Here is an 18,269-nt window from a genome sequence, read left to right as displayed (position 1 = left end):
GGGTAGGTATGCGCATACGCGCACTGGTCGCCGTGGTAGGGCTGCTGCTGACAGCGGTGACCGTTGACGCTCTGGCCGTCACGCAAGTCAAGAGCATGCGCCTGTGGCGCGCGCCGGATAACACACGGCTGGTCTTCGACCTGTCAGGTCCGGTGCAGCATAGTGTCTTCACCTTGAGTGCACCCGATCGCCTTGTCATCGACATCAATGGCGCGACTCTGGCCGCGCCGCTGAACGTGTCCACCTCCAATACGCCGATCAGCAGCGTGCGCTCCGCCCAGCGGACTCCGACCGATTTGCGCGTGGTGGTCGACCTGAAGAAGTCGGTCACGCCCAAAAGCTTCACCCTGGCGCCGAATGCGCAATATGGCAACCGCCTGGTCGTGGACCTTTACGATCAGGAAGCCGATGCCGTAGCCGCCAGCACACCTGCCGCGCCGCCGGTGCAGGCGCCCGCGACCACGCCTGCGGTGCCGGTGACCCCGGCCCAGCCGGCCATCAAATTGCCGCCAGCGCCGAGTGGCAAGCGTGACATCGTGGTCGCCATCGACGCCGGCCACGGTGGCGAGGACCCGGGTGCTTCCGGCTCGCGCGGGCAGCACGAAAAAGACATCGTGCTGCAGATCGCCAAGGAGCTGCAGCGTCAGATCAACACCGAGAAGGGCTACCGCGCCGAGCTGACCCGTACCGGTGACTACTTCATCCCGCTGCGTAAGCGCACGGAAATCGCCCGCAAGAAGGGCGCCGACCTGTTCATCTCGATTCACGCCGACGCCGCGCCGTCCCGGGCTGCCTTCGGTGCTTCGGTGTTCGCGCTGTCCGACCGTGGCGCCACTTCCGAGACCGCGCGCTGGTTGGCGGACACCGAGAACCGCTCCGACCTGATCGGCGGTGCGGGCAACGTCAGCCTGGACGACAAGGACCGCATGCTTGCCGGTGTGCTGCTCGATCTGTCGATGACCGCCACGCTCAGCTCCAGCCTCAATGTCGGGCAGAAGGTGCTGGGTAACATGGGGCGGGTGACTTCCCTGCACAAGCAGCGTGTCGAGCAGGCCGGGTTCATGGTGTTGAAATCGCCCGATATTCCGTCGATCCTCGTGGAAACCGGGTTCATTTCCAATAACAACGAAGCCGCCAAGCTGGCCACTGCCAGCCACCAGCAGGCCCTGGCTCGCTCGATCCATACCGGTGTGCGCCAGTACTTCCAGCAAAACCCGCCACCTGGCACCTACATCGCCTGGTTGCGCGACAGTGGCAAGATCGCCCAAGGGCCGCGTGAACACACCGTGCGTCCTGGCGAAACCCTGGCGATGCTCGCCGTGCGTTACCAGGTGAGCGTGACCAGCCTGCGCAACAGCAACAGCCTCAAGACCGATGAGCTGAAGGTTGGCCAGCACCTCGATATTCCTGCTACCACCCTGGCATCGCAGCAATGAGTGGGGGCTCGCGCATCCAGCTGCTGAGTCCGCGGCTGGCCAACCAGATCGCCGCAGGCGAGGTGGTCGAGCGCCCGGCCTCGGTGGCCAAGGAACTGCTGGAAAACAGCCTCGACTCGGGCGCCCGGCGTATCGATGTCGAGGTGGAGCAGGGCGGGGTCAAACTGCTGCGGGTCCGCGATGACGGTGGTGGTATCTCCGCCGATGACCTGCCGTTGGCTCTGGCCCGTCACGCCACCAGTAAGATTCGCGAACTGGAAGACCTGGAAGGTGTTTTGAGCCTCGGTTTTCGCGGTGAGGCGCTGGCGTCGATCAGTTCGGTGGCGCGGCTGACCCTCACTTCGCGTACCGCCAATGCCAGCGAAGCCTGGCAGGTCGAAACCGAAGGGCGTGACATGACCCCGCGCGTGCAGCCTGCCGCGCACCCGGTCGGCACTTCGGTGGAAGTGCGAGACCTGTTCTTCAATACCCCGGCCCGACGCAAGTTCCTCAAAGCCGAGAAAACCGAATTCGACCACCTGCAGGAAGTCATCCGCCGTCTGGCGCTGGCGCGTTTCGACGTTGGCTTCCACCTGCGCCACAACGGCAAGAGCATCCTCAGCCTGCACGAGGCCCACGACGACGTTGCCCGAGCGCGGCGGGTCGGTGCCATTTGCGGGCCGGGCTTCCTGGAGCAGGCGCTGCCGATTGATGTAGAGCGCAACGGCTTGCGCCTGTGGGGTTGGGTCGGCTTGCCGACGTTCTCGCGCAGCCAGGCCGACTTGCAGTACTTCTTCGTCAACGGCCGTGCGGTGCGCGACAAGCTGGTCGCCCACGCGGTGCGCCAGGCTTACCGCGACGTGCTGTTCAATGGCCGGCACCCGACATTCGTGCTGTTCCTGGAGCTTGAGCCCAACGGCGTCGACGTCAACGTGCACCCGACCAAGCACGAAGTGCGGTTCCGCGAGGGGCGCACGGTGCATGACTTCCTGTACGGCACCTTGCACCGGGCCTTGGCCGATGTGCGTCCGGAGGACCAGCTGGCAGCGCCGGCCCCGGCAGCGGAAATCGTTCGCCCCAGTGGCCTGCAGGCGGGTGAGTTCGGCCCGCAGGGCGAAATGCGGCTGGCCTCGCCTGTGCTCGAACAGGTTCAAGCCGAGCCGCGCGCGTTCTCCACAGCTGGCAGCAACGGCAGCGGCGCAGGCTACCAGTACCAGTACACACCGCGCCCGTCGCAGCCGGTGCAGGCTGCCGAGGCGCAGGCCGTCTATCGCGAGTTTTACGCGCCACTGGGCGAAGGCAATGCTGCGCCTGCTTCGCTGCCGGAGAGTCAGGGCGACATCCCGCCGCTGGGCTACGCCCTGGCGCAACTCAAGGGCATCTACATTCTTGCCGAGAACGCTGTGGGCCTGGTGCTGGTGGACATGCATGCCGCGCATGAGCGGATCATGTACGAGCGCCTCAAGGTGGCCATGGCCAGCGAAGGCTTGAGCGGTCAGCCCTTGCTGGTGCCTGAGTCTCTGGCTTTGAGCCAGCGCGAGGCCGACTGTGCCGAAGAGCACGCCCAGTGGTTCCAACGTCTGGGCTTCGAATTGCAACGTCTGGGCCCCGAGACCCTGGCGATTCGCCAGATTCCGGCACTGCTCAAGCAGGCCGAAGCCAACCGCCTGGTCCAGGATGTGCTCGCAGACCTGATGGAATACGGCACCAGCGATCGTATTCAGGCGCACCTGAACGAATTGTTGGGCACCATGGCCTGCCACGGTGCTGTGCGCGCCAATCGGCGCCTGGCCATTCCTGAAATGAATGCACTGCTGCGCGACATGGAAAACACCGAGCGCAGCGGCCAGTGCAACCACGGTCGACCTACCTGGACCCAGATGGGCCTGGACGATCTGGACAAACTTTTCCTGCGCGGTCGATGACATGAGCGGCAAGCCCCCAGCGATTTTTCTCATGGGCCCGACGGCGGCCGGCAAGACCGACCTCGCCATCGAGCTGACCAAGGTGTTGCCTTGCGAGCTGATCAGCGTCGATTCGGCGCTGGTCTATCGCGACATGGATATCGGTACCGCCAAACCCTCAAAAGAGGTGCTGGCCGCCCACCCGCATCGGCTGGTCGACATCCTCGACCCGGCTGAAAGCTACTCGGCAGCCCATTTCTGTCGTGATGCCCTCGAGGCCATGGCCGAGATTACCGCTCGTGGCAAGGTCCCGCTGCTGGTGGGTGGCACCATGCTCTACTACAAGGCATTGCTCGATGGCTTGGCAGACATGCCAGCGTCGGACGCCACCGTGCGTGCCGAACTGGAGGCCCTGGCCAATGAGCTTGGCCTTGGCGAATTGCACCGCCTATTGGCCGAGGTCGACCCGGAGTCGGCAGCCCGAATTCACCCCAATGACCCCCAGCGACTGATTCGCGCCCTGGAGGTTTACCGGGTAAGTGGCGAGAGCATGACGGCCCATCGCCAGCGTCAATACGCGGAAAGTCGCGGCGCAGACGCAGGCGCAGGCGGGCATTTGCCCTATACTGTCGCGAGTTTGGCGATTGCTCCTACAGATCGTCACATTTTGCATCAGCGAATTGCGCTACGATTTTCGCAGATGCTGGAACAGGGCTTCGTCGATGAGGTCCGATCGCTGCGAGCCAGAAGTGACTTGCACGCCGGGCTGCCGTCTATACGGGCAGTGGGGTATCGGCAGGTCTGGGATTACCTGGACGGCAAGCTGACTGAGAATGAGATGCGAGAACGCGGTATCATTGCCACCAGACAGCTGGCCAAGCGGCAGTTCACCTGGTTGCGTGGTTGGAACGACGTACATTGGCTTGACAGCCTGGCCTGCGACAATCTGTCCCGCACCTTGAAATACCTTGGGACCGTCTCCATATTGAGCTGAGTCCCTGCTCATTGCCGTCTATCCTTGCGATGGGGCGGCAGAATTTATTGATTTTTCTGATTTTCTACTATTGATCCTTACAGGAGTGCGGCATATGTCAAAAGGGCATTCGCTACAAGACCCTTACTTGAACACCTTGAGAAAAGAAAAGGTCCCGGTTTCCATCTATCTGGTCAACGGTATCAAGCTGCAGGGCTCGATCGAATCGTTCGACCAGTTCGTGGTACTGCTGAAGAACACCGTCAGCCAGATGGTCTACAAGCACGCCATTTCGACCGTGGTACCGGCCCGTCCGGTTCGTCTGCCAAGCCCGACCGATTCCGAGCACGGCGACAGCGAGCCAGGCAACGCCTGATAGGAGCCTGCATTGTTCTTTGAGCGCCACGGTGGTGGTGAGCGGGCGCTGCTCGTTCACTTGGAAGGTCAGATCCCTGAGGCGCGCGAAGACCCGCAGGAGTTTCAGGAGCTGGCGCTGTCGGCCGGAGCGGACATCGTTTCGCTGGTTACAGTGGCAAGGCACCAGCCTACGGCCAAATACCTGATTGGCAGCGGCAAGGTCGAGGAACTGCGCGACCTGGTCAAAGCCGAACAGGTAGATCTGGTGATTTTCAATCACACCCTCACGCCCAGTCAGGAGCGTAACCTCGAACGTGTCTTCGAGTGTCGCGTGCTCGACCGTACCGGGCTGATCCTCGACATCTTCGCCCAGCGGGCGCGTACCCATGAGGGCAAGCTGCAGGTCGAACTGGCCCAGCTTGAGCACATGAGCACACGGCTGGTGCGCGGCTGGACCCACCTTGAGCGTCAGAAGGGTGGTATCGGCTTGCGCGGCCCGGGTGAAACCCAGCTTGAAACCGACCGCCGACTGCTGCGGGTGCGCCTGCGTCAGATCAAGGCGCGCCTGGAAAAGGTCCGCAGCCAGCGCGAGCAGGCCCGCCGTGGCCGTCGCCGTGCAGAAATCCCGTCGGTATCGCTGGTTGGGTACACCAACGCCGGTAAATCCACGCTGTTCAACGCCCTGACCGCAGCCGAGGTCTACGCCGCCGACCAACTGTTCGCCACCCTCGACCCGACCTTGCGCCGGCTCGAGCTGGACGACCTTGGGCCTATCGTGCTGGCCGACACCGTGGGCTTCATTCGCCATCTGCCGCACAAGCTGGTCGAGGCATTTCGGGCTACGCTCGAAGAGTCGAGCAACTCCGACCTGTTGCTGCACGTAATCGATGCCCATGAGCCAGAGCGCATGGAGCAGATCGAGCAGGTGCTGGCGGTTCTGGGCGAGATCGGTGCCGAAGGCTTGCCGATCCTCGAGGTCTATAACAAACTCGACCTGCTCGAAGATGTCGAGCCGCAGATCCAGCGCGATGCCGATGGCAAACCGCAGCGGGTCTGGGTATCGGCACGTGATGGACGTGGCCTGGAGTTGGTTGGCCAGGCGATTGCCGAGTTGCTGGGGGATGATCTGTTTGTCGGTACCCTGTGTCTTGAGCAGCGTTTTGCCCGCTTGCGCGCGCAATTCTTTGCCTTGGGTGCCGTGCAGAGTGAGGAACATGACGAAGAAGGGCGCAGCCTGCTGAGTATCCGGTTGTCCAAGGTCGATTTTAATCGTCTGGTCAGCCGCGAAGGCATGGAGCCGCAAGTGTTTGTCGAGCAACACACTTTGCAATAAATGCCCGTCGAGGTCGCCGGGCAGCAGTGGCAGGCATTCTGTAGCATTGGACGGCGCGCCGTGGGTGCGTCTTTGCTTTATCAGATGGAGAGCGCTATGGCTTGGAACGAGCCGGGTGGCAACTCGAACAATCAGGATCCCTGGGGCGGCCGTCGCGGTGGCGGCGGCGGTGGCGACAAAAAAGGTCCGCCGGATCTGGACGAGGCCTTCCGCAAACTGCAGGACAGCCTGAACGGCATGTTCGGCAGTGGCAAGAAACGTGGCGGCGGTGACCGCAATGTCGGCAAGGGCGGCGGCTATGGCCTGCTGGGCATCGGCCTGGCAGTACTGGCGGCCATCTGGCTGTACAGCGCCGTGTATGTGGTTGACGAGCAGGAGCAGGCCGTGGTGCTGCGCTTCGGCAAGTACTATGAGACGGTCGGTCCCGGCCTGAACATCTACTTCCCGCCAATCGATCGCAAGTACATGGAGAACGTCACGCGCGAGCGTGCCTACACCAAGCAGGGCCAGATGCTGACCGAAGACGAGAACATCGTCGAGGTGCCGCTGACCGTCCAGTACAAGATCAGCAACCTTCAGGACTTCGTGCTCAACGTCGATCAGCCTGAGGTGAGCCTGCAGCACGCAACCGATAGCGCCCTGCGCCACGTGGTGGGTTCCACCTCGATGGACCAGGTGCTGACCGAAGGCCGTGAGCAGATGGCCGTGGATATCCGCGAACGCCTGCAGCGTTTCCTCGACAACTACCGGACCGGTATCACCGTCACCCAGGTCAACGTACAGAGCGCGGCAGCCCCGCGTGAAGTGCAGGAAGCCTTCGACGACGTGATCCGTGCCCGCGAAGACGAGCAGCGTGCCCGCAACCAGGCCGAGTCCTACGCCAACGGCGTGGTGCCGGAAGCCCGTGGTCAGGCCCAGCGCATCATCGAGGATGCCAACGGTTACCGCGACGAAGTGATCGCCCGCGCCAAGGGTGAGGCCGACCGCTTCAGCAAGCTGGTGGGCGAGTACCGCAAGGCACCTGACGTGACCCGTCAGCGCCTGTACCTGGAAACCATGCAAGAGGTATACAGCAACTCGAGCAAGGTCCTGGTGGCAACCAAGGACGGGCAGAACAACCTGCTCTACCTGCCGCTGGACAAAATGGTTGAAGGCAGCCGCAACACGTCCGCGCCGATCACCAGCGTGTCGCCATCGGTCAACGATGCGGCAGCGCGTGCAGCGCAGGACCTGCAACAGCAACAGCAGCAGATGCGCACTAGGGAGAGCCGCTGATGAGCAATAGATCGCTGATCGCCCTGATCGCCGCTGTGGTGCTGGCCATCGTGGCCTGGAACAGCTTCTACATCGTGTCCCAGACCGAGCGTGCGGTACTGCTGCGCTTCGGTAAGGTGGTCCAGGCGGATGTCCAGCCGGGCCTGCACGTGAAGATTCCGTATGTGAACCAGGTGCGCAAGTTCGACGCCCGTCTGATGACCCTCGACGCCCCGACCCAGCGGTTCCTGACCCTGGAGAAGAAAGCGGTGATGGTCGACGCCTACGCCAAGTGGCGCGTCAAGGATGCCGAGCGTTTCTACACTGCCACTTCCGGCATGAAGCAGATCGCCGACGAGCGTCTGTCGCGTCGTCTGGAAAGCGGCCTGCGTGACCAGTTCGGTAAGCGCACCCTGCACGAGGTGGTCTCCGGTGAGCGTGACGCGCTGATGGCTGACATCACCGCTTCGCTGAACCGCATGGCCAGCAAGGAGCTGGGTATCGAGGTCATCGACGTACGCGTCAAGGCCATCGACCTGCCGAAGGAAGTCAACCGCAGCGTGTTCGATCGCATGAGCACCGAGCGTGAGCGTGAAGCCCGCGAGCACCGCGCCAAAGGTAACGAATTGGCCGAAGGTATTCGCGCCGATGCCGACCGTCAGCGCCGTGTACTGTTGGCTGAAGCCTATCGCGAAGCTGAAGAAACCCGTGGTGATGGTGACGCCCAGGCGGCAGCCATCTACGCCAAGGCCTACACCCAGGACGCCGATTTCTATGCGTTCTACCGTAGCCTGCAGGCTTACCGCGAAAGCTTCTCCAGCAAGAGCGACGTGCTGGTCCTGGACCCGAAGAACGAGTTCTTCCGCTTCCTGGACAAGAGCAAGCCCTGATGATTTGACCCCTGATCGGACAAGGAGGCCCCCCGCCTGGCAGCTAAAACACCAGTCGGGGTGCATCCTGAATGAAAAGGGGTGTATGATGCGGCAGCCGGGAAATTTCCCGGCTTTTTTGCGTCTGCAAGGTTGATTGGCCAAAGGCCAGTTGACGGATTGGTCAGCTCGCAAGGCAATTCGAGGGTATTGGCTACGGTGGTTGCGCTGGGATCAGTGCTGCCCGCTGCTGTGCGCCAATGCCTGCTTCACTGACGGCTCGCCACAGGCAGGCCGCCCGGACCAGAGGGGAAATGGCGTAATGGCAACGGTAGACCGCTGGCTGCTGCCAGATGGCATCGAGGAAGTACTGCCACCTGAGGCTGCGCGCATCGAGATCGCGCGTCGGCAGGTGTTGGACCTGTTCCAGAGTTGGGGCTACGAACTGGTCGTCACCCCGCATATCGAGTACCTGGAGTCGCTGTTGACCGGCGCCGGCCAGGACCTGGATCAGCGCACCTTCAAGGTGGTCGACCCGCAGTCCGGTCGCCTGATGGGCTTCCGCGCCGACTTCACTCCGCAGGTGGCGCGTATCGACGCCCATACCCTGCGTCGCGAAGGCCCGAGCCGCCTGTGCTATGCCGGCAGCGTGCTGCATGCCCAGCCGCGTGCCCTGTCCACCTCGCGTAGCCCGATTCAGCTGGGCGCCGAGCTGTACGGCGACGCCAGCCCCACCAGCGATGTCGAAGTCATCAGCCTGATGCTTGCCACGCTGCAACTGGCCGACGTGCCGGATGTGCACATGGACCTGGGCCACGTCGGTATCTACCGCGGCCTGGCCCGTGCCGCCGGCCTGTCCGGCGCGGTCGAGCAGCAGCTGTTCGACGCCCTGCAGCGCAAGGCTGTCGATGAAGTGCAGGCGTTGACCGCCGATCTGCCTAAAGACCTCGGCAACATGCTGCGTGCCCTGGTCGAGCTGTGCGGTGGCCGCGAAGTGCTGAACGAAGCTCGCGTGCGCCTGGGCCGTGCCCCGGCCAGCGTGCTGGCGGCCCTGGACGACCTGCTGGCGATCGCCGATCGCCTGGCGTCGCGTTACCCGGACTTGCCGCTGTACTTCGACCTCGGCGAGCTGCGCGGTTACAACTATCACACCGGCGTGGTGTTCGCGGTGTTCGTGCCTGGCGAAGGTCAATCGATCGCCCAGGGCGGCCGTTACGACGACATCGGCGCCGACTTTGGCCGGGCGCGCCCGGCCACCGGTTTCTCCACGGATTTGAAGACCCTGGTCACACTGGGGCGAGCGGAGGTCGTATTGCCAACTGGCGGCATCTGGATGCCCGACAGTGGCGACGCGGCCCTCTGGCAGCAGGTCTGCCAGTTGCGCAACGAGGGCCAGCGTGTGGTCCAGGCTCTGCCTGGCCAGCCGTTGAGTGCTGCTCTCGAGGCGGATTGTGATCGGCAATTGATTCAGCAAGACGGGCGCTGGCAGGTACTGCCGCTGACCCAATGAGTTTCTGCGTCGGCAGTTGGCCGGCAACCAAGTTTGCGTGAATGAGGACAAGTGTAATGGGTAAGAATGTCGTCGTCCTGGGCACCCAGTGGGGTGATGAGGGCAAAGGCAAGATCGTCGATCTGCTGACCGAACATGCTGCCGCTGTAGTGCGCTACCAAGGCGGTCACAACGCGGGCCACACCCTGGTGATCAACGGTGAGAAAACCGTTCTGCACCTGATTCCGTCCGGCATCCTGCGTGAAGGCGTACAGTGCCTGATCGGCAACGGCGTGGTCGTTGCTCCCGATGCCCTGATGCGTGAAATCACCAAGCTGGAAGAGAAAGGCGTGCCAGTGCGCGAGCGCCTGCGCATCAGCCCGGCTGCCCCGCTGATTCTGTCGTACCACGTTGCCCTGGACCAGGCCCGCGAGAAAGCCCGTGGCGAAGCCAAGATCGGCACCACCGGTCGCGGTATCGGCCCAGCGTACGAAGACAAAGTCGCCCGTCGCGGCCTGCGCGTCGGTGACCTGTTCCACCGCGAGCGTTTCGCCGCCAAGCTCGGTGAGCTGCTGGACTACCACAACTTCCAGCTGGTGAACTATTACAAAGAGCCGGCCATCGACTTCCAGCAGACCCTGGACGAGTGCATGGCCTACGCAGAACAGCTCAAGCCGATGATGCTCGACGTCACCGCCGAGCTGCACAACCTGCGCCGCGCCGGCAAGGACATCATGTTCGAAGGCGCCCAAGGCTCGCTGCTGGACATCGACCACGGTACCTACCCGTACGTCACCAGCTCCAACACCACCGCTGGCGGCATCTCCACCGGTTCCGGCGTTGGCCCGATGTACCTGGACTACATCCTGGGTATCACCAAGGCCTACACCACTCGTGTCGGGTCCGGTCCGTTCCCGACCGAACTGTTCGATGAAACCGGCGCTACCCTGGCCAAGCGTGGCCACGAGTTCGGTTCCACCACTGGCCGTGCCCGTCGTTGCGGTTGGTTCGATGCCGTCATCCTGCGTCGCGCCATCGACGTCAACAGCATCTCGGGCATCTGCCTGACCAAGCTGGACGTACTGGACGGCCTGGAAACCATCAACATCTGCGTTGGCTACAAGAACGAGAACGGTGCCGTCATCGACGCGCCTTCCGATGCCGACAGCTACATCGGCCTGGAGCCGGTGTACGAAGAGATGCCAGGTTGGAGCGAGTCGACCCTGGGCGCCAAGACCCTGGAAGAACTGCCAGCCAATGCGCGTGCCTACATCACTCGCATCGAGCAGCTGATCGGCGCGCCGATCGACATCATCTCCACCGGCCCGGACCGCAACGAGACCATCGTTCTGCGTCACCCGTTCGCCTGATCTGCCCTCCAGGCTGATCTGACGCCGCGGTCCTGAAAAGGATCGCGGCGTTTTCATTTGTGGGGTATGCCTGTACCGACGCTATCGCCGGCAAGCCGGCTCCCACAGGTAAAGCACTGGCATGTGTGTGGGAGCCGGCTTGCCGGCGATGGCGTCGGTACAGTTGCCACACATCTTGGCGTTTATCCCTGCTGCCCACGGCACAACCCTTGCTGTAAGAAGATTCTGTAGATGCCATCAAAATAATGGCGCCAGAAAGCACGAGGGTTACAACGTGTCTGCCATCCTCTCACTGTTACGAAGCCGCCTCTTGCGGCCTGTGTTTGTTGCGCTTGGTATCGCTCTTTTGGTGCAGGTACTGGTTGCTGTTGCGCTTACCCGGAGCACCGTTACAGCTCTGGAGGCCGACCTTGGGGAGCGCCTTGGCGCTGACAGTCGCAAATTGGCCACCGAGCTTGAACAGGCAGGTCAGGACGTTCGATCCGGTCTTGAAAGCCTCTCCAGCAGCACCCGTCAGCGCCTGAGCGCCGGGTTGTCCGAACGCCTGCAAAGCGAGCAGCAACAGCTGCGCGCCACGCTGGAAAAAAACCTCAAGGACTCTGCCAACGATATGGCCGAACTGTTGGCCTCGGTGGCGCCGCGTGCCATCTGGGACAACGACGTGCCGATGCTTTCAGATTTCGCTCGGCGTGCTCAGCGCAACCCCAACGTGCTGTTCGTGATCTACGACGACGCCCAGGGTCAGCACCTGACGCGCTACCTGAATCGTCAGAACCCCATCAACCAGGCCCTCATGGAGAAAGGGCAGGGCGAGCGCGCCTTGGATAAGGTGCTGGAGGCAGCCCGTCGCGACCCTTCGGTGTATTTCGTCGAGGCTTCGATCAGCCCCAATGGCGCGGAAATCGGCAAGGTGCTGATGGGGGTGTCCACGGCTGGCGTCGATCAGGAGCTCAAGGCCCTCGACCAGCGCTTTGCGGCGTTGATCGCCAGTGGTGAGCAGTTGGTGGGTGACAGCTTGGGTGCCGCTGCTGCCGACAGCGGCAAGACCTTGCGTGAGCGCCTGGAAACCGCGCAGAACAGCGCCACGGCCATGCAGGCCAACACCGCTCAGACCGTGCGTGATGCGGCCGCTGAGTTGCGCTGGCGTATCGGACTGGGGCTGGTACTGGTCGGACTGGGAGTGCTTTTGTTGGTGGCGTTGGTATTGGGCCGTCGTGTGCTGAGCAAGCTGCGCCTGCTGATCACCGCCCTCAATGACCTGGCGGCCGGGGAGGGCGATCTGACCAAGCGAGTCACCCTCGACAGTCGTGACGAGATTGGCGACATGGCCTCGGCAGTGAACCGCTTCGTCGACAAGTTGCAGCCCATCGTCCGTGAGGCCGGGGAAGTGGCGCAGCGTACGGGTGTGGAGATCGATGCCATGGCCCAGCGCAATGCAGGCGCCGATGCCGCCGCAGCCTTGCAGCGTGATGAGGTGGCGGCCAGCTTGCGTGACCTCTCCAGCATGGCTGACGAGGCCCAGGCGGAAAGCCACGCGATGCAGGCGGCGCTGCAGCAGGTGGTGGATATTCGCCAAGCCACCGACGAAAACAGCCGCACCTCTACGCAGCTGGCAGGGCTGATTGAGAACCTGGCAGGCCAGGTCGAGACCGGGTCTCAGGTGATCGAGCGCCTGGCCAAACAGAGCGAACAGATCGAGGTGGTGCTTACCGTCATTCATGGGATTGCCGAGCAGACCAACTTGCTGGCACTCAATGCCGCCATCGAAGCGGCGCGTGCGGGTGAAACCGGGCGTGGCTTCGCCGTGGTGGCTGATGAGGTGCGGGCACTGGCGAGCAAGACGCAAAGCTCCACGGGTGATATTCAGGCTCATATCGCCGCGCTGCAGAAGGGGGCCAAAGAGGCGGTGGCGACTATCAGTCAGGCAGGTATGAAGGCCAGCGAGGGCCTGCTGGTGCTGCGCGACAACGAGCGTCGCCAGCAGTCGGTGCAGGCGGCGGTGGAGCAAGTGCACGCCGCGATCGGTGTGGCTACCCGTGCAGCCGAGCAGCAGGCTCATGGTGCCCAGGCGGTGCGTGGGCGGGTGGAGAACATCCATGCCCAGGCTGAACGTTCTGCCGAGGTGGTGATGCAGACCACAGCCAGCAGCAAGGTGTTGGATGACCTGGCGACGCAGTTGCGGGCCAGTCTGGGGCAGTTCAGGGCCTGATTCTGGAATGTAGCCAGTGTGGGAGTGGCCTTGTATCGCGAATGGGCCGCTCCCACATGGACCGCGGCACTCTCTGGATCACTGCAATACCTGTGGGAGCCGGCTTGCCGGCGATTAGGCCGGTACTGGCAACACAGGACGATACCTCCCTCATTCAGGGTTTGCCCAGTCCCTGCGACTATGGCCAAGGCCTGATGGATGACGCCTATATGGGCATCAAACGCAGCATCTGAGGCCTGACAGCTCCTTACGCGATCAGGCTAACTTCATCGCCAATTTTGTAGGCCATTTCCCAAATTTGCCGGTATCGGCCATGTACCATTGTGGTGCCTGTCACATGGAACTAGTGTCAGGTGAGCCTGTAAGTCAAGCAGCGAGCCTGCCGTTTGCCTCCGGGAGTAAAATCATCGCGAAGGTGTCTGACCACCGTCGTTCTCAGTCCACTCATTACCAAGGAAAGGTAAGCATGGCTTTCGATGCTTATATTCAAATCGCGGAAATCACTGGCGAAGCGCTGGACGAGCAGTACACAAACTGGATCGAGATCATCGGTTACAAGTTCGGTGCCAACCAGAGCACCTCGGCTACTGCAAGCTCAGCAGGCGGCGCCTCTTCAGGCCGTACTACTCTTACCAACTTCACCTTCACCAAGTACCTGGACAGCGCCAGCTGCAAGCTGCTCGAAGCGAGCTGTGCCGGGCAGCACCTGAAGGAGGTGAAGCTAGTGGTGTGCCGGGCCGGCACTGAAAAACTCAAGTACTACGAAGTCGTTCTCGAAGAAGTGATCATCGCCGACTACGCCCAAAGCGCCAACGCTGGCGTACCGATGGAGGTGGTACAGCTGAACTACGGCCGCATCAAGACCACCTACACACGACAGAAGCGCCTTGATGGGAGCGCTGGCGGCAATGTGACTGGTGGTTGGGATCGGATCAACAACAAGAAGTATGCGTGAGGTACGGTCATGTCCGAGGCCCGCAGCTTCATTAATCCCACTTCGCAGAATTACGAGACACTCAAGAGCAACACGCCGATGAACGCCAATCAACGGATCAAGTTCGATGTGTTGAATGCGCACATCGTTAACACGGTGGTGTTCTCCGGTGAATTGGTGATCGTAGGTGATCCCAGTACCCCTTCCTGTACGAGTCATGAGGCCTTTCTCATGGCAAAAGCGATAAGCATCCACCACGACATCGAATTCAATGGTGGCGGCGTTGACGGGTTTCTGCTGGACAACTTCGAAATGCTACAGAGTTTGCTGGCTCACGCCTCAATGGGGGCAGGGGTGGCTACTGATGGCTGGGCGAAGCATCTGGAGGCGATCAAGAGGACGTTGGAGCAAATAGAGCAGTTACACCGAGAGTACATGAATAGCGGTACGCTTCGGGCGCGTGATGAGTTTTATGCCAAGCGGACAGCGCTGTTCGTACAATTGGATGAACAGTTGGGAGCGCTTGCTGCTTATGGTTCTGGATTACGAAAGCATGGGGCGATCAAGCGGATGTTGAACATATCGACCAAAAGTTATCTCCGGACGGGAGAAATATCCAGGTACGCTGAGAACATCACTGGCGTGGCGAGAGCTGCCAATCTAATTAAAAGAGGATTATATGTTGGGCTGGCGCTTGATGTAACTGCAACGGGGCTTTCGATTCACAAGGCTTGTACTACGGGTCGTGAGGAAGATTGCAGAAGAGCGAAATATGTAGAGACGAGTACGTTGGTAGGCGAGACGACGTTTGGTGGGTTGGGAGGTGCTGCGGGGGGATATGCGGCATCCGCTGCGTGTGTTGCGATTCTGGGTATACCAACCGGTGGTTCGGGTGCTATTGCTTGTGGTGTCGCTGGAGGTGTGCTCGGCGGGGAAATAGGGGGGATGGGCGGAGAGAGGGTTGGTGAAATTCTGTATGAGGTGGTGCCGTGATGGATGTCATTGAGGCCTCTATTTGGATTTTGTTGTTTTTGCTCGCGATCTTAGTCCTGGGGGCGTGGGTTTATGCGGCCTCAAGGTATGTCGAGCAAATCGAGGCCTGTTTTCCAAACAGTGACTTTGTCAAAGCCAACAAAAGCACATACTCCCATGCGGGGATGTTAGGAAAGATGATGCGGGTTGGATCGATTACGGTGATGTTATCCATGAATGGTATTTTTGTTCGCAAAGGCTTGGTGGATAGCTCGGATATCTCAAATTTTCCTGCTTCCGTCAGGCGAAACTTACTTATTCTCTGGTACTTTCATGTGACAGTGTTTGCGGGGGCTGCGGCGCTCTACCTCTGGGTGAAGTGCTTCGGGAGATAAAAAGATGTAACCCAGGCTGCGTGGCAGCCTGGATTTTTCACGCCTTGTTCAAATACATCCGCGTAGTCAGCAGATACACCGGCAACCCCGAAACCACGATCAACAACGCCGCATAAGGCGCTGCCGCCGCGAACTCAACGTTGGCGGTATGCGCCCACACCTCGGTGGCCAAGGTGGTCATGCCGGTCGGGCTGAGCAGCAGGGTGGCGGTCAGCTCCTTCATCGCATCCAGGAACACCAGGGCGAAGGCAGCCGCCATGGCCGGGAAGATGATCGGCAGGGTCACTCGGCAGAACGCGGTGAAGCTAGTTGCGCCCAGCGTGCGCGCAGCCTCTTCCAGTGTCGGCGAAGCCTTGTTCAGCGCGGTGCGCACCGGTGACTGGGCAAGTGGCAGGAACAGCAACGCATAAGCCAGCAGCAGTAGCGCAGTGGTCTGGTACAGCGCCGGCACATAGTGCAGGGCAAAGAACACCAGCGTCAGTGCAATCACCAGGCCTGGCAGGGCGTGCAGCAGATAAGGCAGCCGCTCGGCCCAGATCGCCAAGCGGCCTTTATAGCGCACCACCAGGAAGCTGATCGGCAGGGCCAGCAACACGCAGAATCCAGCGCCACCCAGCGACACCGACAGCGAGGTGAACAATGCCTTGCTGATAGCGGCCACCGGGAAGGCTGCCGAGGAACCGACACTCAGCCAGTAACCGAGCATGGCCAGCGGGATGCCGCTGCCCAAAATCGCCAGGCCCAGGCAGAACAGCTGCGCCACTGGCATCCAGCCACGCAGGCGTACCGGTTGTGCGCGGCGGGCAACACCCTGGCCGATACGCACATGACGCGCCTTGCCGCGCACCCGCAGCTCCAGCCAGAGCATCACCAGGCACAGGGCAAGCAGTACAGCCGACAGCATCGCCGCATTGGCGTTACTGAACTCCAGCTCGAATTGCTGGTAGATCGCCGTGGTGAAGGTCTGCAAGCCAAGGATCGACAGCGCACCGAACTCCACCAGCATGTGCAGCGCAATCAGCAATGCGCCGCCCAGCATCGACGGCCACAGCAGCGGCAGGGTGACCTTGATGAATACGCCCCAGCGGCTGCAGCCCAGGGTGCGTGCAGACTCTTCAAGCGAGGTGTCGAGATTGCGCAGGGTCGCGGCCACCGGTAGGAACACCAGCGGGTACTTGGACAGGGCCATGACCATGATCGCCCCGCCCAAGCCCTCGAAGTCCGAACTCAGCGATACCCAAGTAAAGCTGCTGACGAACGAAGGCACGGCGAACGGCAGGCACAACACCACGCCCCATAGGCGACGCCCGGGTAGGTTGCTGCGTTCGAGCAGCCAAGCCAGGGCCAGGCCGAAGACCATGCACGTCAGGGTGACGCCCACCATGAGCATCATGGTGTTTTTCATCAGCCCCCAGACGAAGGGGCGCCACAACAGATGCAGCGCCTCGCGCCAACCGGCTTCCCAGGTCTTGATGGCAACGTACAGCAACGGCAGCAAACTCATCGCCACCAGAAACAATACAGGCAGCACCACCCAGATCGAGGGGCGCTTGCGGCGCGGTACGAAGCGTACCGACGCCGGTTCGGACAGGGCGGCAGTCATCAGAGCAGGCCGACCTCGCGTTCTAGCTCGATGGCTTCCTCGGCATTGCCCAGGTCGGCCGGCGAGATCTTTGGCGGGCGCAGGTCTTCGAACGGCTTCAGGCCGCGGTCGGAAACCATGCCCTTATGCAGTGGGTACTCAGCGGTGGTCTGGGTGATCACGCGCTGGCCTTCTTCACTGGCCATCCAGTTCAGCAGGGCCTGGGCTTCTTTAGGGTGCTTGCTGGCCTTGACCACAGCGGCGCCGGAGATGGTCACCAGGTTGCCGGCATCGCCATCGGCCAGGTAGTACAACTTCGAATCCAGCTTGCCGCGTTCGCGCTCAAGTGCGTACCAGTAGTAGTTGTTGACCAGCACGGCGGCGACTTCGCCTTTTTCCACGGCTTTCAGGGCGACCATGTTGTTGGTGTAGGTCTTGCCGAAGGCTTTCAGGCCGGTCAGCCATTCTTCGGTGGCATCGCGACCATGCATCTTGAGGATGGCCACGGCCTGTTCCTGGAAGGCGCCGCTGGTGGGTACATAGCCGACGCGACCTTCCCACTCGGGGTTGGCGAAGTCCATCACCGTGGTCGGCAGGTCTTTCTCGTCAATCTTCTTCGGGTTGTACACCACGATGCGCGTACGGGCGGTGATGCCCATCCAGGTGCCGTTGGCGCCTACATACTCCTTGGGCATCATGTTCTGGGTGGCGTCGTCGATCTTCGCCAGCAGGCCCAGCTCACCCAGGTTGTTCAGGGGTGGGGACTCTTCGGTGTAGATGATGTCGGCTGGCGAACGGTCGCCTTCCTCGATGACCTGGCTGGCCAGCTGGTTGCTGCTGCCCTTGCGGATGTTGATATGAATACCGGTCTTGGCCTCGTAGGCCTTGGCGATGGCTTCGCCGATTTCCTTGTGTTGACCGTTGTACATGGTCAACGTCACCGGTTCGTCTGCCATGGCGGCCGGAGCGCCAATCACCAGGCTCAGGACTGCGGCGGCCAGGGTGCGCATCAGCGGTTGCGGACGGATCGTCATGCGGGTACTTCCTCGCTTACGGCTACATATTTGGAAACAATGGTAAACGAAATCGTTTCTCAAGTGGCCGTGTGACGAGAAATTCATGGGCAGACTAAGGAAGGGGAGGGGCTGCGCTTGTTTGTGGGGCGGGAGTCTTGCTCGAAATCAAATGGCGTTCGTGATTTCTGTGGGAGCGG

The 18,269-nt window shown here is 61.6% G+C and carries 15 protein-coding genes and 1 pseudogene; 14 read left to right on the top strand and 2 right to left on the bottom strand.

Annotated features, from left to right (window positions below; translation table 11 throughout):
• The first annotated feature begins 8 nt into the window (after positions 1 to 8).
• The 14 genes and pseudogenes from PspTeo4_RS18450 (at position 9) to PspTeo4_RS18390 (ending at position 15,474) form a co-directional block, all read left to right on the top strand.
• Positions 9 to 1,436: an N-acetylmuramoyl-L-alanine amidase gene (locus tag PspTeo4_RS18450; RefSeq protein WP_322365357.1), complete on the top strand. Its 1,428-nt coding sequence runs from the start codon at positions 9 to 11 to the stop codon at positions 1,434 to 1,436.
• Positions 1,433 to 3,340 (top strand): DNA mismatch repair endonuclease MutL, encoded by a 1,908-nt coding sequence (gene mutL, locus PspTeo4_RS18445; RefSeq protein WP_322365356.1) that lies wholly within the window; start codon positions 1,433 to 1,435, stop codon positions 3,338 to 3,340. The genes PspTeo4_RS18450 and mutL overlap by 4 nt, the downstream gene beginning before the upstream one ends.
• A gap of 1 nt (position 3,341) precedes the next feature.
• Entirely contained in the window at positions 3,342 to 4,313 is a 972-nt protein-coding gene (gene miaA, locus PspTeo4_RS18440; protein ID WP_322365355.1) for a tRNA (adenosine(37)-N6)-dimethylallyltransferase MiaA, read from the top strand.
• A 94-nt stretch (positions 4,314 to 4,407) separates the two neighbouring features.
• Positions 4,408 to 4,668 carry an RNA chaperone Hfq gene (gene hfq, locus PspTeo4_RS18435; RefSeq protein ID WP_003249532.1) on the top strand — a complete coding sequence of 87 codons (261 nt, stop codon included), beginning with the start codon at positions 4,408 to 4,410 and terminating at the stop codon, positions 4,666 to 4,668.
• A 12-nt stretch (positions 4,669 to 4,680) separates the two neighbouring features.
• Positions 4,681 to 5,982, top strand: a complete 1,302-nt coding sequence (gene hflX, locus PspTeo4_RS18430; protein WP_322365354.1) for a ribosome rescue GTPase HflX — start codon at positions 4,681 to 4,683, stop codon at positions 5,980 to 5,982.
• A gap of 96 nt (positions 5,983 to 6,078) precedes the next feature.
• Entirely contained in the window at positions 6,079 to 7,257 is a 1,179-nt protein-coding gene (gene hflK, locus PspTeo4_RS18425; protein ID WP_322365353.1) for an FtsH protease activity modulator HflK, read from the top strand.
• Entirely contained in the window at positions 7,257 to 8,126 is an 870-nt protein-coding gene (gene hflC / locus PspTeo4_RS18420) for a protease modulator HflC (RefSeq protein ID WP_322365352.1), read from the top strand. The genes hflK and hflC overlap by 1 nt, the downstream gene beginning before the upstream one ends.
• Positions 8,127 to 8,427: 301 nt before the next feature.
• A complete protein-coding gene (locus tag PspTeo4_RS18415; protein WP_322365351.1) occupies positions 8,428 to 9,615 on the top strand; it encodes an ATP phosphoribosyltransferase regulatory subunit in 1,188 nt (395 codons plus the stop codon).
• Positions 9,616 to 9,671: 56 nt separating this feature from the next.
• Positions 9,672 to 10,964, top strand: a complete 1,293-nt coding sequence (locus tag PspTeo4_RS18410) for an adenylosuccinate synthase (RefSeq protein WP_322365350.1) — start codon at positions 9,672 to 9,674, stop codon at positions 10,962 to 10,964.
• Between the two features lie 121 nt (positions 10,965 to 11,085).
• Positions 11,086 to 12,267 (top strand): annotated as a pseudogene (locus tag PspTeo4_RS30010) (methyl-accepting chemotaxis protein); the annotation flags it as partial.
• Between the two features lie 21 nt (positions 12,268 to 12,288).
• The gene (locus tag PspTeo4_RS30005) at positions 12,289 to 13,173 is read left to right on the top strand and encodes a methyl-accepting chemotaxis protein (protein ID WP_416196985.1); all 885 of its coding nucleotides are present in this window, start codon (positions 12,289 to 12,291) and stop codon (positions 13,171 to 13,173) included.
• A gap of 466 nt (positions 13,174 to 13,639) precedes the next feature.
• Entirely contained in the window at positions 13,640 to 14,128 is a 489-nt protein-coding gene (locus tag PspTeo4_RS18400; protein WP_322365348.1) for a type VI secretion system tube protein Hcp, read from the top strand.
• A gap of 9 nt (positions 14,129 to 14,137) precedes the next feature.
• Positions 14,138 to 15,100: a hypothetical protein gene (locus PspTeo4_RS18395; RefSeq protein ID WP_322365347.1), complete on the top strand. Its 963-nt coding sequence runs from the start codon at positions 14,138 to 14,140 to the stop codon at positions 15,098 to 15,100.
• Positions 15,100 to 15,474 carry a hypothetical protein gene (locus PspTeo4_RS18390; protein ID WP_322365346.1) on the top strand — a complete coding sequence of 125 codons (375 nt, stop codon included), beginning with the start codon at positions 15,100 to 15,102 and terminating at the stop codon, positions 15,472 to 15,474. Before PspTeo4_RS18395 ends, PspTeo4_RS18390 begins: the two co-directional genes overlap by 1 nt.
• A gap of 37 nt (positions 15,475 to 15,511) precedes the next feature.
• Here PspTeo4_RS18390 and PspTeo4_RS18385 read toward each other — a convergent pair whose 3' ends face one another.
• Both PspTeo4_RS18385 and PspTeo4_RS18380 read right to left on the bottom strand, forming a co-directional pair.
• Positions 15,512 to 17,077: an iron ABC transporter permease gene (locus tag PspTeo4_RS18385; protein ID WP_322365345.1), complete on the bottom strand. Its 1,566-nt coding sequence runs from the start codon at positions 17,075 to 17,077 to the stop codon at positions 15,512 to 15,514.
• A complete protein-coding gene (locus PspTeo4_RS18380; protein WP_322365344.1) occupies positions 17,077 to 18,090 on the bottom strand; it encodes an extracellular solute-binding protein in 1,014 nt (337 codons plus the stop codon). The genes PspTeo4_RS18385 and PspTeo4_RS18380 overlap by 1 nt, the downstream gene beginning before the upstream one ends.
• Positions 18,091 to 18,269 lie beyond the last annotated feature (179 nt).

Source organism: Pseudomonas sp. Teo4, assembly GCF_034387475.1.
Classification (GTDB): Bacteria; Pseudomonadota; Gammaproteobacteria; order Pseudomonadales; family Pseudomonadaceae; genus Aquipseudomonas.
The sequence above is the reverse complement of the archived record's forward strand: the minus strand, read 5'-3'. Positions and strand labels throughout refer to the sequence as shown.

Excerpts from the sequence above, each read along its gene's own strand:
- PspTeo4_RS18450 (WP_322365357.1), top strand. The coding sequence starts at position 9 with ATGCGCATACGCGCACTGGTCGCCGTGGTAGGGCTGCTGCTGACAGCG.
- PspTeo4_RS18385 (WP_322365345.1), bottom strand. The coding sequence starts at position 17,077 with ATGACTGCCGCCCTGTCCGAACCGGCGTCGGTACGCTTCGTACCGCGC.
- hflC (WP_322365352.1), top strand. The coding sequence starts at position 7,257 with ATGAGCAATAGATCGCTGATCGCCCTGATCGCCGCTGTGGTGCTGGCC.
- PspTeo4_RS18400 (WP_322365348.1), top strand. The coding sequence starts at position 13,640 with ATGGCTTTCGATGCTTATATTCAAATCGCGGAAATCACTGGCGAAGCG.
- mutL (WP_322365356.1), top strand. The coding sequence starts at position 1,433 with ATGAGTGGGGGCTCGCGCATCCAGCTGCTGAGTCCGCGGCTGGCCAAC.
- PspTeo4_RS18410 (WP_322365350.1), top strand. The coding sequence starts at position 9,672 with ATGGGTAAGAATGTCGTCGTCCTGGGCACCCAGTGGGGTGATGAGGGC.
- PspTeo4_RS18395 (WP_322365347.1), top strand. The coding sequence starts at position 14,138 with ATGTCCGAGGCCCGCAGCTTCATTAATCCCACTTCGCAGAATTACGAG.
- PspTeo4_RS30005 (WP_416196985.1), top strand. The coding sequence starts at position 12,289 with ATGGCCTCGGCAGTGAACCGCTTCGTCGACAAGTTGCAGCCCATCGTC.
- PspTeo4_RS18380 (WP_322365344.1), bottom strand. The coding sequence starts at position 18,090 with ATGACGATCCGTCCGCAACCGCTGATGCGCACCCTGGCCGCCGCAGTC.
- PspTeo4_RS18415 (WP_322365351.1), top strand. The coding sequence starts at position 8,428 with ATGGCAACGGTAGACCGCTGGCTGCTGCCAGATGGCATCGAGGAAGTA.
- hflK (WP_322365353.1), top strand. The coding sequence starts at position 6,079 with ATGGCTTGGAACGAGCCGGGTGGCAACTCGAACAATCAGGATCCCTGG.
- PspTeo4_RS18390 (WP_322365346.1), top strand. The coding sequence starts at position 15,100 with ATGGATGTCATTGAGGCCTCTATTTGGATTTTGTTGTTTTTGCTCGCG.
- miaA (WP_322365355.1), top strand. The coding sequence starts at position 3,342 with ATGAGCGGCAAGCCCCCAGCGATTTTTCTCATGGGCCCGACGGCGGCC.
- hfq (WP_003249532.1), top strand. The coding sequence starts at position 4,408 with ATGTCAAAAGGGCATTCGCTACAAGACCCTTACTTGAACACCTTGAGA.